This window comes from Pirellulales bacterium (assembly GCA_036267355.1).
GTDB lineage: Bacteria > Planctomycetota > Planctomycetia > Pirellulales > DATAWG01 > DATAWG01.
This window is the reverse complement of the sequence record DATAWG010000028.1, coordinates 25,389-40,604: the sequence shown is the minus strand read 5'-3', so window position 1 is coordinate 40,604 and position 15,216 is coordinate 25,389. Positions and strand designations below refer to the sequence as shown.

Below are 15,216 nucleotides of genomic sequence, written 5' to 3'. Positions count from 1 at the left end.
TCCGAGGCGCAAGAAGAACACGGTCGAGGACGCACATTGAGGAGAGCGTGCGCACGCGGATCGTAGCGGCGAGTCGCACGAGCCGAACATCGCGCCCTAAACAGGCCCCGGAGGATAAGCCCCGTACCATCCGCGAATTCTAGGGGAAATATGCCGAGATATTCGGCCGTTCGCGTTCGCTGCCGGGACCGCGGATGTCGGCCCCACGCGCCCCTAAAGCCGCAGATGCGTTGCCGAAGCGTATCGCGGCGCCATGCGATGCTGGCCCGTGTAGCGCCAAGCATGGAGGGTCGGGCCGAGATTGAGCGCCGCCATTGACGCGAGTGCGATTGCGACCGGAACCACGGCCAATGGTTCCACCGCCGGGTTCTTGACGATCCATACGATTACGATCCCCGGCACGGCGGCGGTCAGCAGCGGCGCCACGAACACCTTGTCGTAGCCGGGGATGATCCAGCGCAGTGTAAAGAGCCGGCCCCAAGAATTGATCGGCGAATGGCAGAAATATGTGTAGCGTTGCAGTCGTACGACGCTCATCGAAGCCGGAATGATGATCAGAGCCAGATACAGCAGCGGACGCCGTGCGATGTCTTCCATCTGCGCTGTAACGGCATAGAGCCACCATCCCAGCAACAGGCTCAAGAGCATGCCATCGCCAGGCTGGATTCCGGTTTCTGGATATTCCGGCCGTAGCAATTCGAAAGGCCAGCCGAGCGTCTTCGGCCTTTGTTGGGCCATCCACTGATTCAAATCAATCGACATCGTCAGTTTGATCGGCGCCGCAAGCTCGGACGGAGCGATGGAAATCGACCAGGGAAATTTTCGCAAGGATCGCCATAATCCCATCGAGGCCACCGGGTATAGAACGGCAGCCGCCTCGATGGCGATCCACGGGTTCAGCCAAACCCGCGCCACAAAGCCCAACCCAAAGGCGAGAATATAGGCAAACGCTTTGACATGCGTTCGCCACAGGCCTGCGCACGCGACGCCAAGATAACCGATCAGAAACAGGAGCGGCACGCGCACCAAATTGAATGCCGTGTCGTGCAGCAGCGCCATGACGATCAAATTGAAAACCACGTCCGAGATCGCCAGATGAACTGGCCCCATCGGCAGCGGCTTCGGCAGTCGCCACGGCGACCGAGCGAGCCAGCGGCCGTAATCGATCCAAAACAATGGATGATTCGTCTTTGCCCGGAGTACGCCCGCGAAGAAGACGAAGCCCAACACCAGTACGTCGCGACAGGCCACAATTGGTTCGAGATCGACCGGCCGAAGGTGATCGAACCATCGCTCGTAGGCCATAAATCCTTCGGATATCACGTACGTCAGCGCCATCAGCTGCAAGAATAGGCGCGGCTGGATCCAGGTACGAACTCGATTTTGCAGGATTCGCCAGAAGCGGTTCACCGGCGCGCCTCTTTCAAATACTGCTCGATATTGCCGATCGCTTCGGGAAAAATTAGCCGCTGAAGCGCTTCGGTGAGCGAGCCGCCGCTGCGCGTTTGCCGCCGCAAGCCCTCGGGCGTGTCGTAGGCCAGCAGTTCCCCATCGCGGATCACGACGATTCGATCCGCTAGTTCCTCGACCAATTCCGGCACGGGCGTGGTGAGAATCACGGTCGCGCCCGAATGCTCGACATGGTGCCGCAAGATACGCCGCAGGGCCATGATCCCGGCCGGATCGAGGCCGCCCGCAAACGGCTCATCCAACAACAGCACCGGCGCCTCGGTCACAAGCGCCGAGCAAATCGCGATTTTTTTCTGCTGGCCGTTCGAATAGCTGCGGATCGGCCAATCTCCCTCCTTCAACAATTCGAACACCGTCAACAACCGTTCGACATGATCCATGAGCCGAGTGTCTTCGACGTCGTACAGCCGGCCGACAGCCTGCAAGAACTCGCGCCCCGTAAAATTATTGGGCAGCCACGGATGATCGGGCAGAAACACGACCCGGCGGCGAATTTCAATTTCATCGTCGGCCGAGCCACGCCGCCGCAAGCCGTCGAACTCGACGTAACCACGCTGCGGCGACAACACCCCGGCCATGACGTTTAGCAGTGTCGTCTTCCCCATGCCATTGGGTCCGACGAACACTACCAATTGGCCCGCGTCAATATCCAGGCTGATCTGCTTTAGCACCGGCCGAACGCCGTAGTGCTGCACGATATCGACGACTCGGATCATGCGCGATTTCCGCGGGAGGAGATCAAGGCTATCCTATCGCAGTTTTTCGGCCGTGAACAATGCCCAGCGGTAGCCGCCGGCGGGAATTTTTAAATGCACTTCGGCAATTTCGTGGCGATCGAGCGTGATCGGCGTCGGCTCGCCGCCATTGACCGACACCAGCGCCTTGTCGCTCAGCCCGGTGTAATACAGTGGGACGCGGATGTCGCGGTCGATCGGTACGGCGAGTGGATTGTAGAAAAACGCCAGTCCCCGTTCCGCGCCTTGCGGATTCACGTGCAGGATGCCGTCCCAATCTTGTCCGCTGGGGCGGCGAAGGTGAATGATGTCGGCGTCGAGCACCTCGCGATGGGTTTTGTAGAATTGCACCCATTGGCGCACCAAATCGCGCGTCGGATCGGTGTCGAACAGTTGCGGGCCGCGGTAGCATGCCTGAACCCCGGCCCCGAGCAGATCGGCAAACCGGGCATCGTAGTGATCGAGATGTTCGTGCAAGGGCTCGATCGTCGCCGCCGCCCCGCCGCCCTGATATTGGCTCAACGGCACCATCATCCAGCCCATCGAGGGCGTTTTGCTCCAGGTGCCATCGAAGATGTTTTGCCGCTCGATGATCACCTGCTCGGCCCGCGGCAGCGACCAATTCGATTCGCGATAGCCCATCGCGCATTTGTTCGAGCCGGAAAGTTGATACCAGTCGGGCACATTGAGAAAAATGCCTTCCGCGCGGCAATGCTTATACATGTCGGTGATTGCCCGCCACATCACCCATTGCGAATCTTCGAGGCCGTGGTGGCCCGGGTGATCGTGCGACGCGCATAGGTCGCCCGGATAGGAGCCATCGTTTTCGAACACTTGGAAACCGGCGAATTTCATGAACGCGCTGATGTTGGCCAAATAGTCTTGCCCCCACCGCGAGCCCAGGCAAGGCATCGTCCCATAGACACACGGGCCGGTGGCATTGTCTTTCGGATCGCCGGCGCCGCGCGATGCGAGCAACGAATAACCCCCCAACGCGACGCCCTTGGCCCGGCCCTCGTCGGCCAATCGCTTATAGACGGCCCAATACTTTCGATCGCGGCTTTCTAAATTGAAGCCCGAGCCGAACGACATGATTACCATTTCGAAGCCGACGTCGTGTGCCTGATCGATGGCGGCGCGAACCGCCGCGGGGCTGGCTTGCACTTTGTGAAACATCAACGGATTTTCTTGCGTCCAGGGTGCGATGGTGCGATACATGCGGCGCTGCGCAAGCGTGCGGCGCTCGCGGTCCGTAGAATCGAGGAGCAACTCGAAGGTGCGAAACGATTCGAACGACCCGCCGGACGGGACATCCTGGTCGGGCCCCATGATCGGCTCGCCCGGCAAGAGAAACGCCCGCGGCGCGACGGTCAACAGCGTCGGCGGAGAATACGAATAGTTGACGTGCGTCGAATATTCGGGGTCGCCCGCGAGTTTCACCGCATGGTTGTCGGCGGCTGCATACATCCGCCCCCCGAAGGCCATGTCGGTTTCCACGTAGATATTCGGCCGTTCGCGTTCGCTGCCGGGGCCATGGATGTCGCCTCCGCGTGCTTCCGCCTCGAAAAGCCGGAGTTCGTCCGCCTCGAAGGTCGTCACGCGCACCGTCTTGCTCGAACGGTTCTTTACCACCAGCCATTTCGAAAACAGCGGCAGACCGTCGTAAATTTCGTAGTGCACTTCCACTTCGGGCAGATCGGTGCGTGGCGACGCTGCGCTGTTTGGAGCCACCGGCGGCGCGTAGCGCATGACGACGTGCTTTCCAGGCGGAGGCCATGGTAAATCCTTGCCCATCCACTCGACGTGCTTCTTCCATTTCAATCGTGCTTCAATCGGCCCAGCGCTCCAGCCGACGAAGTGGTATGCGTCCCGGCGATCGCGCAGCGTCGCGAACCATTCGGGCTTGAGATAGTTGCCGATCGGCTGGCCTTCCAACCCGCCGATGCGAAACTCCACGCCACCGATCGTCACCCGGGCTTCGGGCGAAATCGCGCGCAGCAGATGTTCGCCGCTCGAGAGATTTTGCAGGTCGACCGTGGCAGCGTTCGGCGCGAGTTGAATCACCCGCCGCGCCAGCCCATTGGCAAGCACGATTTCATGCCGATGCTCGTCGGCGACGACGCGCGATTGAAATGGCGTCGGATCGACGAGCCAGTCGACTTTCTCGGCAATTGGCGAAACCGTTGCCGAATCATGCAAGGGGCCATTCGGCTGCGCCTTGTCGTCGGCCGCGGCGCGATTCAACGGAAGCGCGAGAACGACGAAGGCGGCTATCGCCAGCGGGCGTCCGATGGATTGTTTCGGCCGCAGCCGCTTACTCGCCGAAAGCATGATTTAGTCCCGTTCAGTTGTGCAACAAGCATCGCAAGGAAGAAACCCGGAATGCGGACGAAGCATGCGCAACCGGTCCGCGCTTCGCGGCGTGCCCAGATCATCGTCGCTACGCAGCCGGCTTTTTCGGCGAGTCTTTCTTGGCCGCGCGGCGGGCTTGGCGGCGATATAAATAGATTCCTCCGACGCACACAAGCGCGACAACGGCCACGGTCAGGCCGCGTTCGGCGTCTTTCAGCCACGCCAAGATCGGTCCGCCGTAGAAATAGGTTAGCCCAAAGAACAACGTGACCACAAACAACGCGCAGATCGAGTCGGTCAGCAAGAATCGCGGATACGACATTTTCAAAAGCCCCGCCGTCAGATAGATCGGCAGGCGCAGGCCGACCATGAAGCGGGTGACAAGCAGCACTTTCGCCCCATGCTTTTTCAATAAATGCTCGACGCGCTGTTCCCGTTCGGGCGTAAGCGTGCGCATCCACAACGGATGTTTGTGTACGATGGCCGCCCCGAAATGGCGGCCGATCCAATACATCACGCTATCGCCGGCCACGGCCCCGACGATGCACGAAAGCAGCGACAGCCAGGGATCGAGCTGTCCGCTGGCCGAGAGCGCCCCGGCGGCGATGATCGCCGCTTCTTCGGGGATCGGAAGACCGCAACCGGTGAGAATCAGAAACACGATGATTCCAACATATCCATAGCCCAGCAGGTCGTTGATATGCAGCAGGGCGTAGAGCATGGAACGGGCAAACTTTGGCTGAATCCGGCGGCTCGAGGAACAGCGGTCTTAGGCCGCGTAATCGCCGCATTCTAGCGGCCGATCTCAAAATGCGGCACCCGACTTTCCAGCAAAAACTGACCGAAAAATGCAATTAAATTCGGCCGAAATCGCGGTTACTGCAACCGACGAGCCTCGTCCGGATCATCGTTGAACCGGCCGCCAATCGGCTTCATCAAGGCCGTAGCTAACCACTTGGACTCGGCCGGGCGCCGAACCCGCCACGACCATCAGAGCCGACAAATTCCCGTGCGATTCGCCATATCTACGGCAATAGTCGAGTGCCGCGGCCGGGCCAAGCACGTAGAATGCGGTCGAAAGCGCGTCGGCCTCCGCGGCCGTGCGGGCAAGAACCGTGCTGGACAGAATGCCCTCGGCGGGCCGGCCTGAGCGCGGATCGAGGATATGGCCGTAGCGGCGGCCGGCGTGATAGAAAAACTGCGTTCCGGTGCCGGAAGTGCCCATCGCCCGATTCTCAAGCCGGATCTGGCCTAGCCGACCGCCCGGCCGAAGTGGATCGCGCACGCCGATCCACCATCCCGTATCGCCTTCAGTGCCGGGGGAATTGCGCGAACCGCGGGCCAATAGGCTGCTTTGTCCGCCATGTAGCAAAAAATCGCCGAGCCCGCGTGCTCCCAGCAATTCGCTGCAGCGGTCCAAGGCGTAGCCCTTGCCAATGCTGCCAAGATTCAACTCCATGCCCGCCACGGAGAATCGAACCGTGCGGCGTGCGGGATCGAACAGCAACCGCTGCGAACCGACTCGGCCGAGCGCGGCGGCCAGTTCGGCATTGTCGGGCATTCGCCCGGCGCGGCGGGAAAAGCCCCACGCCCGCGATAGCGGTCCACTCGTGATGTCGTAAGCTCCGCCGGTGCGCCGATGTATTTCCACCGCGGTCGAAAGCAATTCGAACAGCCGAGGCTCGACTTCGACATCGCGATCATAGGCCGAGCGGTTCAACCGGCTGATTTCGCTTGTGTCGCGGTAAACGGTCAATTGACTTTCGAGCCGATCGACCAAATCCAAGGCCGCGACGGCCAATTCGGTTCCGTCGCTATCGGGCCCCGCTCCGATCAACACTTCGAACTCGCAGGCCATCGCCCGCCGACCGATCCGGAGCAGATAGCCGGACGCCGCGGCAGGATTTGCAACAGGCCTTGGCGCGTCGCTCCGGGCCGGATTCGCGGCGCTGCCCGCCGAGGGCGATCTTGGTTCGCCGAGCGGGATTTGTTGGGCCGCGTCGGCGATTGCGCGTGCGGCTGCCTTCCCTTGCAAAAACTCCCGACGATTGGATTGCGATCGCTTCATCATGCCCGATTATACGCAAAAGGAGTTTGCCGCATCCAACTTGCCGCGCCGCAGTCGAGCGTGGATAATCAGAGCTGGAGAACAAACGGCCGATTACCATTACGGGTAAGGCTCGGCCGAAAAATAACTTCCGCTTTTTGAATCCCCCTCACCCTGCCCTCTCCCGCAAGGGGAGAGGGTCTGTGGAGAGTTGTTTTCGGCCGAGGCCAATCGAATTCTGGTCCTTCACCACGATCGCAGCCTACTATGAAATCTCTGCTCTTCCGCATGGCGCTCGCGGTCGCTATTTCGGGAACAATCATTGCTGGCCGGTGGTTGGTGGCCGAGGGTCCGGCGGGCGTTGCGCGAAAGCGAGCCTTGCCGCCCAAATGGGACGATCGCGTGCGCGACGCGTTTTTTTCCGATGCCCGCAGCACGCTCGAAGGCGAACGGCCGAATTTCAGTGCCGGCTCGGGCCCCGCGGCAACGGCCGGCATTCCCGGCGGCCCTGCGGGCAATTCATCGACGCCATCCGGCGGTGGCGCCGCGCCACCGGCCGGCGGCGCAATGCCCTGGTCCAAGATCGTGTCGGCCGACACGCTTCAGGATGAGATCAAGAACTACCAGAACGAAGTCAAAGACAACGTCAAAACCCCCAGCGACTTTAAGGGAAATCTGTTCAAACGGGCACGCGATGATTTCAGCATTTTGGCGACCGTCTTCGGTGTTATCGGAGAATACGATGGCGATGTGCGCTGGAAAGACCAGGCCGTTACGGCGCGCGATGTGTTCGGTCAATCGGGAGTGAATTGCAAGGTGGCCACCGACCAATCGTTCAACGATGCGAAGCTGCGGGCCGACGATCTGGCGGCGTTGATTCGCGGCGACTCGTTGCCCGCCAAGGCGGGGGCCGAGCCGAAGGCGAATTGGCCAAAGGTGGCAAATCGCCCGCCCCTGATGCACCGCTTGGATATTGCCCAAGGAGGCCGACTGGCTCCCTGGACCTCAAACGCCGGCGACTTCTCAAAACATCTCGACGGCGTGCTGCATGAGGCCGAAATCGTGGCCATGATCGGCGAGGTGATCCAGCGCGACGGATACGACTTCACCGACGACAAGAGCTACATGGGCTTTGCCCGCGAGATGGAAAACCAAGCGATCGATCTTGCCTCGGCCGCAAAGGCGAAAAACTACGACCAGGCCCGCGCCGCGGCCGGCAAGATCGCCCAAGCCTGCAATAACTGCCACGGCGGCTTCCGCAATTAAGCGACAAGGCAAGACGCGGCAATCCCCCGCCTCGGGGAATCTTACGATTACCCATCATCTTCATGCGATACAGCAACCACTTCTGTTTTTCGCAAGCCCTTTGGGGCCGGTGACACCTGAGCCTGAAAGGCTCATTCCGTCAGGCCAGGGCGAAGCCGCGTGAGCGGCATAGCCCCGGGAACGTGATACAACGCGTTGCCTGGCCCAGAAGGGGCCATTCCCGCAATTCGCGGCGCCTACTTGAACCGCCCCGTCAGGGCGGACGCGTCGTGCGGGCGATTGCCCCAGGCCTCTGCCGCGTGCGCGGCTCCGCCCTCAGCTGGCAGAATCGGCCTTTCAGGCCGAGATATTTCGCCGAGATGTTTCCTTCTGGCCCGCGTCAATATTGTGCGTAATCGCAAGCAGGGAAGAGGGCAGGGTGAAGGCGCTGAAAAACGGAAGGCTTATCGTTCCGTCGAGCCTTAGCTCCGCCCGCGGCGTTTGCGGCTGGGGGCCGCGGCGGGCCGCTTGCGGCTCGAGGGGGCAAGAAATTGAGCCGCACCGTTCGTCTCCGGCAAGCTGAAGGAACGAACGTCGATCAATTCGGCCAAGCCGGCCTCGGCCAATTCGCGGCCGGAAACATAACGGCCGGCGACGATCCACTGATTCACCTCGCCATTGGCAGCGCCATTGAATAGCTCGCCCAGCAGTTGATCCATCTCGCCTTCCAGCGTTCCGAAATGGCGGGCCCATTCGGCGGCTTCGGACAGCCCCACGTGTTCTTCGCTTTGCCATTTCATCGGATGAAACAGCAGCACGCTATACGGGGTGACCAGCCGGCGCTTACAGGCCGCAAAGGGCCATAGCGCCGCCGACGAACATTCGCCGGTCACAATCCCGGTGGCGTGAATCCGCCGCAAGAGCATGAGCGACACCAGCGACATCGCGCAATACGGACTTCCGCCCGGCGAATCGATATACAGCGTACATTCCCCGCCCGGCTCGACGGATAGCAGCTTGTCGGTGAGATCGGCTTCGTTATCGGTAAGATCACCGACGAACGCGATCTCGATCGGTCCCTGACGTGATTGCGCTTCCATCAAATAAATTTCCTGTGAATTGTCGCTCGACGATGAAAAGTGTAGGACGGGTGCTTGCTCTGAGCGACGGAACCTTGCCGCCTCAAGGCAGGGGGCCGGCAGCCGGTGTGGCCGTGCAGTTTCGCCCTTCTAACCCCCGCTCGATAACCGGCGAGAATGAACGCTGTTCGAGCCGAAATTGGCGGCTAGTTGAACTGGGCCGTGAGCTTCCCGAAAATGGCTACGGCACCATCCGACGTTCGCCCTGAGCAGTCGCGGAACGGCTTCGCAGCTAAATCTAGTTTCTACAAGGAGACTGGGTTTGTCAAATCAAGCCGAGTTGATCAGCGTGAATCGCGGCCCGGCGACTCGCCTAGTAAAGCCAGAGATGTTCGGAATGTCGCGGTGGTAGCGGTGCTGCGGCTTGCCGCCGCCGCAGCAGGCGATCATTTGTTGCAGCAACGTTCGGCAGTATAATGGGTAAAGAGATGCGCAGAGGCGGCCGGCACGGCAGGATTTCGATACAATTCGTCGCCGGCGTGATCGCGGGTAAAGGCACTGGACAGCAATGCCGGTTGGCATACGTCGCACGCACGCGGTGAGCGGCGAGCGAAAAGTTCAACGCCGCCTCCTGCGCCCGCTGTCGCACCTCAAAGCGCTCTTCTGCAATGCTGATTCGGTGGCGCGATGGGCATACGATTTTATTGTCCGAACGGACACAAGCTCAACGTGAAGACGTTTTTGGCCGGCAAGCGAGGCATCTGTCCTCGTTGCGGAGCCAGATTCGAAATCCCGCTGGAATCGGTGCGCGCGCCGGGCGAACGGATGGCCACCGCCGTCACGGAAGCGGATGCAGTGGCCGCGCCGAGCGCGTCAGATAACGCCGCTCAACAGCCGCTTGTGTCCCTCAACGCAGAAGCCGTCGCAGACTTGCCGAACCGGCCCACGACCAATGGCGCCGGCTCAAGCCACGATGAGAACATCGCCAATCGAGGCCTTGCGACACCTCTCCCCATGCAGCCAGGTGTATTCGTGCGGTCGTTCGCCCCATTGACGCCGGCAGCGCTAAATCCATTGGGTTTGAACACGCCTGGCGCAGCGGGCGGACAAGCCGTCGCGCCCGCAGCTGGATTTCCCTCGAGCGCCACGCCGAATTTGGCCGGGGGGGCAATCATGGGCACACATCCCAACACCGCCCAGTCGCCGGCAGTCGCAGCCAGCGCCGTCGACCCGACCGCCGAAGCGCCCGCGGCCGTCTGGTATGTGCGTCCTGCTTCGGGCGGACAATTCGGTCCGGCGGCAGGCGACGTCATGCGGCAATGGCTCGGCCAGCGCCGCATTGGGGCCGATTCGATGGTTTGGCGAGAGGGCTGGCCCGATTGGAAGCGTGCGTCGGCGGTGTTTCCTTCGCTAGCCCCTGTCCCCGCGGCAAATACAGCCGCAACTCAGGGAGCGGTCGCAACGCCGGCATTCGCTGCCGACGACGATTGGGTTGAAGCTTTGATCGAAACCAAGCCGGCCGTCGCTCCTCGCGGCCTCGCTCATTCGGCTCGATCGAAGGGAAAGCAAAGCAACACGATTGTGATCGTCAGCATCTTCTTGATCCTGCTGTGCGTGCTGCTGGCGGTTGTGATGGTGACGGTCTACATGCGCCAAAATCAGGACAGCAACAATCCCGCGACAAGCATGCGGGAAATTCCCGTGGCGCGGACGGCGTTGGCTTGAGCCGTAATGTTCCCGGCCGGCCCCGCTTCGGCCGACAAAACGTTCGCCTCTCGCCGCGCCTTGGGGTATAACAGTAATGATTCGCCGGTTGTCGGAGTTACCGGGGCCCGCCCGGGGGCTGTGTTCGGCGATTTGGTTGAATCCCTGCCGCTCTATCCCGCCTCGGTTCGCTGCCGCGATTGCTCTCGTTGCCGGAGACTGCATTGATGGCTGTTTCACGGGTCGCCTGCCGAGCAATCTTTAGATTCGCTGCGGTTGCCGCAATTCTTGCATGTTGTGGGACCGTCCAAGTGCACGCGGCCCGCAAGCGGCCTGCGGCAAAGGGATCGACGATCGACGTTTCGAAACTGCCTCCGCCGGCAAACCGTCAAATCGATTTCGCCCGCGACATTCAGCCCCTTTTCCAATCGCATTGCTGGAAATGCCACGGCGCCGCCAAGCACGAATCCGGCTTGAGCCTGCACACGCACGACGCGGCATTCGCCGGCGGCGATAGCGGCAAGGAATTCGAGCCGGGCAAAAGCGCGGAGAGCCGGCTGATCCACTACGTCTCGGGCCTCGATTCCGACACGCTCATGCCTCCCGACGGCGAAGGCGAACGGCTCTCGGCCGAACAGGTCGGGCTATTGCGGGCATGGATCGATCAAGGAGCGAAATGGCCGAAGCAGGCCGATGCAGTGGCGGCAACAGCGGCGATTCCCTGGTCGTATAAGCGACCGGTGCGCCCGACGCTGCCGGTCATCAACGGTTCCGGCAAATTCGCTCATTGGCCGCGAAACGAGATCGATCGCTTCGTTCTCGCCCGGCTCGGGCGCGAAAAGCTTTCGCCGTCGCCGGAGGAAGATCGGCCGCGCTTGATCCGCCGCGTGTCGCTCGATTTGATCGGCCTGCCGCCGACCCCGGAAGAAGTCGATGCGTTCGTGGCCGACACTCGGCCGGATGCCTATGAGCGAGTGGTCGATCGGCTGCTCGAATCGCCGCATTATGGCGAGCGCTGGGCCAGGCCGTGGCTCGATCTGGCTCGCTATGCCGACACCGACGGATATGAAAAAGACCCGCGCCGTTCGATGTGGCCCTATCGCGATTGGGTGATCGACGCACTGAACCAAAACATGCCCTTCGACCGCTTTACGATCGAGCAGCTTGCCGGCGACTTGCTTCCCGGGGCGACGCTCGAAGACCGCATCGCCACAGGATTCCACCGCAACACGATGACGAACACCGAAGGGGGCGTCGATCCCGAGGAATATCGCGTCTACGCGATCATCGACCGGGTGAACACCACTGCGACCGTTTGGCTCGGCACGACGCTGGGCTGCTGCCAATGCCACAGCCATAAATACGATCCGCTGAAGCAGAAGGAATACTACGAATTCATGGCGTTTTTCAACAACACGGCCGATTCCGGCTCGAGCCCCGCGCCGGAGTTGGAAGTCCCCTCGCCAGCGGAAAAAACCGATCGCGCCGAACTCGCGCGGCTTGAGCAGGCGATTTCCACCCCGACGACCGAATTGGCGAGCGGCCAGGCGGAATTCGAACGCGCGACGCTTTCGCCGTTGCCAGTGTGGCTCGCTTCGACGGTCGCCGCGGCGCGCGACCTTGAAGGAGTGCACCAAAAGGATGGCCGGGCCGCGTTCTACCGTTCGATCGCGCCCGAATTGAATCCGGCTCGAAATCGCATTGCCGCGCTACGAAAGAAAATCGCAGCCGAGCGAGTGACCACGCTCGTGATGCAGGAATTGCCGGCGCCGCGAAAAACGCATGTGTTCGTCGGCGGAAGTTTTCTGAATCCGGGCGAGGAAGTCGAGCCGGGCGTTCCCGCCGCAATTGGTTCGATCAGCGCTCGGGGACTGGCTCATTTTTCGATGCCCGGTGAGAAAAATGTGCCTGTCCCCCTCCCCGCGCGCCCTCTCTCCGCGCACTTGACCCGCCTCGATCTCGCCCGCTGGCTCGTCGGGCCCGGCAATCCGCTGGCGGCCCGGGTGACAATAAATCGCATGTGGGCGGCCCATTTCGGCACCGGCATCGTGGCCACGGTGGAAGACTTCGGCACCAAAGGCGACCCTCCCTCGCATCCCGAATTGCTCGATTGGCTGGCGACGGAGTTCGTCCGCCGCGGTTGGGATATGAAAGCGATGCACCGGCTGATTGTCACCTCGGCCACGTACCGGCAATCGCCGCGCGTATCTCCCGAGTTGTTTGCCCGCGATCCGCAGAACCGGCTTTTGGCGCGCGGACCGCGGGTGCGGCTCGAGGCCGAGATGGTCCGCGATCAAGCGCTGGCCGTGTCGGGATTATTGAGCCCGAAGATCGGCGGGCCGAGCGTGATGCCGCCGATGCCCGACGGGATTTGGAATTCGCCCTACAGCGGCGATCGTTGGTCGACGAGCAACGGCGAAGATCGCTATCGGCGCGGGTTGTACACGTTTTGGAAGCGGACGAGTCCGTATCCATCGTTCATGAGCTTCGACGCGCCGAGCCGCGAAGTGTGCACCGTGCGCCGGCCGCGAACCAACACGCCGTTGCAAGCGCTCACGGTGTTGAACGATCCGGTCTACATCGAAGCGGCACAAGCGCTCGCCGCGCGAATGGCGAAGATTTCGAACGATCCGGCGGCCGAAGCGACATACGGTTTCCGGCTCACGCTCGCTCGCCGACCGACCTCAGCCGAACTCGATCGCCTGTTGTCGCTGTATCGAGCGGAGGTCGAGCGTTTTGCAAAGGATCCAAAGGCGGCGCGCGAAATGGCCGGCTCAGCCGCCACCGCAAGCTCTGCGGCCAGCAGCGCCGAACTCGCCGCCTGGACTGTCGTCGCCAATGTGCTCTTGAATTTGGACGAAACGCTGAACATGAGTTGAAAGACCGAGCGAAAAATGGACCCGCATATCGAGCAACTTAAGGCCATCACGCGCCGCTATTTCTTTCAGCGCAGCGGCGCCGGCATCGGCACATTGGCTTTGGCCGCGCTGGCCAATGATCGCTTGTTTGCCGAGCCGCCGCCGGTTCCACAACTGCCCGCCGATCCGCTCGCGCCGAAGCCGCCGCATTTTCCGGCCAAGGCCAAACACGTCATTTACCTGCACATGGCCGGCGCTCCGTCGCAGCCGGAGCTATTCGACTACAAGCCCAAGCTGATCGAATTGAACGGGCAATTGTGCCCCGAATCGCTCTACAAGAAGGAGCGGTTCGCGTTCATCCGCGGCGTGCCCAAGATGCTCGGCACGCCGTACAAATTCACGAAGCACGGCAGCGGCGGGGTCGAGCTTTCCGAATTGCTGCCGCACTTGGCGAAAGTGGCCGACGATATCACGGTCGTCCGCTCGATGGTCACGGATCAATTCAACCATGCCCCGGCCCAGATTTTTTTGAACACCGGTTCGGCGACGATCGGCCGGCCCAGCATGGGCTCGTGGCTCACGTATGGCTTGGGCACGGAGAATCAGAATTTGCCCGGCTTCGTCGTGCTGCTCTCCGGGCCGAACGGGCCCGATGGCGGCACGTCGCTTTGGGGAAGCGGCTTTCTGCCGAGCGTTTATCAGGGAGTGCAATTCCGCTCGCAAGGCGATCCGGTGCTGTATGTGTCGAACCCGCCGGGCATGGATGCCGAGCGCCGCCGCCGTTCGCTCGATGCGCTCGGCGATCTGAACCGCATGCAATTGGCCGAGATCGGCGACCCTGAAACGCTTACCCGCATCCAGCAATACGAGCTGGCCTACCGCATGCAAAGCTCGGTGCCCGAGTTGATGGACATCCGCCGCGAGCCGGCCCACATCCACGAGCTCTATGGCACGGAGCCGGGCAGGGTGTCGTTCGCGAACAATTGCCTGCTGGCCCGGCGGCTTGTCGAGCGTGGGACGCGATTCGTCCAGCTCTACCATTGGGGTTGGGACAGCCACGGCACGAACCCCGGCGACGACATCATCCATTCGCTTCCCGAGCGCTGCCGGCAAACCGATCGCGCAAGCGCCGCGTTGGTGCAGGATTTGAAGCAACGAGGCCTGCTGGATAGCACGCTGATCGTGTGGGGAGGCGAATTCGGCCGCACGCCGATGAACGAAGCCCGCGGCGGATCAAAATTCTTGGGCCGCGATCATCATCCGCACTGCTTTTCGATCTGGATGGCCGGCGGCGGCGTCAAGCGCGGCTTCACCTACGGCTCGACCGACGACCTGGGCTATCATGTCGCGGAAGACAAGGTGCACGTGCACGATCTCCAAGCCACGATCCTGCACTGCATGGGCCTCGACCACACGAAACTGACCTACCTCCACGAAGGCCGCAACTTCCGGCTGACGGACGTGTATGGCAACGTCGTTCGCGGGCTGCTCAGCTAAGGCGGCCGCGAAACTGTCGCGGCCCGACGCGCATTTTTTTGCGTAGCCCAGCCGTTCACGGCTGGGTTCGCGAATCGCCACAACGCCGATTTCAGCCCGCTTCTAGCGGGCTTCTCGATCCGCGGCTTTAGCCAATCGCCGACCGCGCGATTTCAACATCCGATGGGTGAAGCCCGGCGGGGGTAAGCCCCGTGAAACGGGGCTGAAAGCGCAAACTCTTTTTGGCACGG

10 protein-coding genes are annotated in these 15,216 nt (G+C 61.7%); 4 read left to right on the top strand and 6 right to left on the bottom strand.

The window, feature by feature from the left end:
- Positions 1-213: 213 nt before the first annotated feature.
- The 5 genes from VHX65_04660 to VHX65_04640 form a co-directional block, all read right to left on the bottom strand.
- Entirely contained in the window at positions 214-1,410 is a 1,197-nt protein-coding gene (locus tag VHX65_04660; protein ID HEX3997820.1) for a hypothetical protein, read from the bottom strand.
- Positions 1,407-2,186 carry an ABC transporter ATP-binding protein gene (locus VHX65_04655; GenBank protein HEX3997819.1) on the bottom strand — a complete coding sequence of 260 codons (780 nt, stop codon included), beginning with the start codon at positions 2,184-2,186 and terminating at the stop codon, positions 1,407-1,409. Before VHX65_04655 ends, VHX65_04660 begins: the two co-directional genes overlap by 4 nt.
- Positions 2,187-2,219: 33 nt before the next feature.
- Entirely contained in the window at positions 2,220-4,535 is a 2,316-nt protein-coding gene (locus VHX65_04650) for a hypothetical protein (protein ID HEX3997818.1), read from the bottom strand.
- Positions 4,536-4,644: 109 nt separating this feature from the next.
- Entirely contained in the window at positions 4,645-5,277 is a 633-nt protein-coding gene (locus VHX65_04645) for a DedA family protein (GenBank protein ID HEX3997817.1), read from the bottom strand.
- A 183-nt stretch (positions 5,278-5,460) separates the two neighbouring features.
- Positions 5,461-6,627, bottom strand: coding sequence for an FAD:protein FMN transferase (locus VHX65_04640; protein ID HEX3997816.1), 1,167 nt, complete (start codon positions 6,625-6,627; stop codon positions 5,461-5,463).
- 243 nt (positions 6,628-6,870) lie between these two features.
- On the opposite strand from VHX65_04640, the gene VHX65_04635 reads away from it, so the two are divergent.
- Positions 6,871-7,869 (top strand): cytochrome c, encoded by a 999-nt coding sequence (locus VHX65_04635; GenBank protein HEX3997815.1) that lies wholly within the window; start codon positions 6,871-6,873, stop codon positions 7,867-7,869.
- 461 nt (positions 7,870-8,330) lie between these two features.
- Here the strand turns inward: VHX65_04635 and VHX65_04630 are convergent, their stop codons facing one another.
- On the bottom strand, positions 8,331-8,948 hold the full coding sequence (locus VHX65_04630; GenBank protein HEX3997814.1) for an ATP-dependent Clp protease proteolytic subunit: 618 nt from the start codon (positions 8,946-8,948) through the stop codon (positions 8,331-8,333).
- A gap of 1,152 nt (positions 8,949-10,100) precedes the next feature.
- Here VHX65_04630 and VHX65_04625 point away from each other — a divergent pair.
- The 3 genes from VHX65_04625 to VHX65_04615 all read left to right on the top strand — a co-directional run bounded on the left by VHX65_04625 (position 10,101) and on the right by VHX65_04615 (position 14,986).
- Entirely contained in the window at positions 10,101-10,652 is a 552-nt protein-coding gene (locus VHX65_04625) for a DUF4339 domain-containing protein (protein ID HEX3997813.1), read from the top strand.
- A gap of 290 nt (positions 10,653-10,942) precedes the next feature.
- A complete protein-coding gene (locus tag VHX65_04620; GenBank protein ID HEX3997812.1) occupies positions 10,943-13,510 on the top strand; it encodes a PSD1 and planctomycete cytochrome C domain-containing protein in 2,568 nt (855 codons plus the stop codon).
- Between the two features lie 15 nt (positions 13,511-13,525).
- The gene (locus VHX65_04615; protein ID HEX3997811.1) at positions 13,526-14,986 is read left to right on the top strand and encodes a DUF1501 domain-containing protein; all 1,461 of its coding nucleotides are present in this window, start codon (positions 13,526-13,528) and stop codon (positions 14,984-14,986) included.
- The last annotated feature ends 230 nt before the right edge of the window (positions 14,987-15,216 follow it).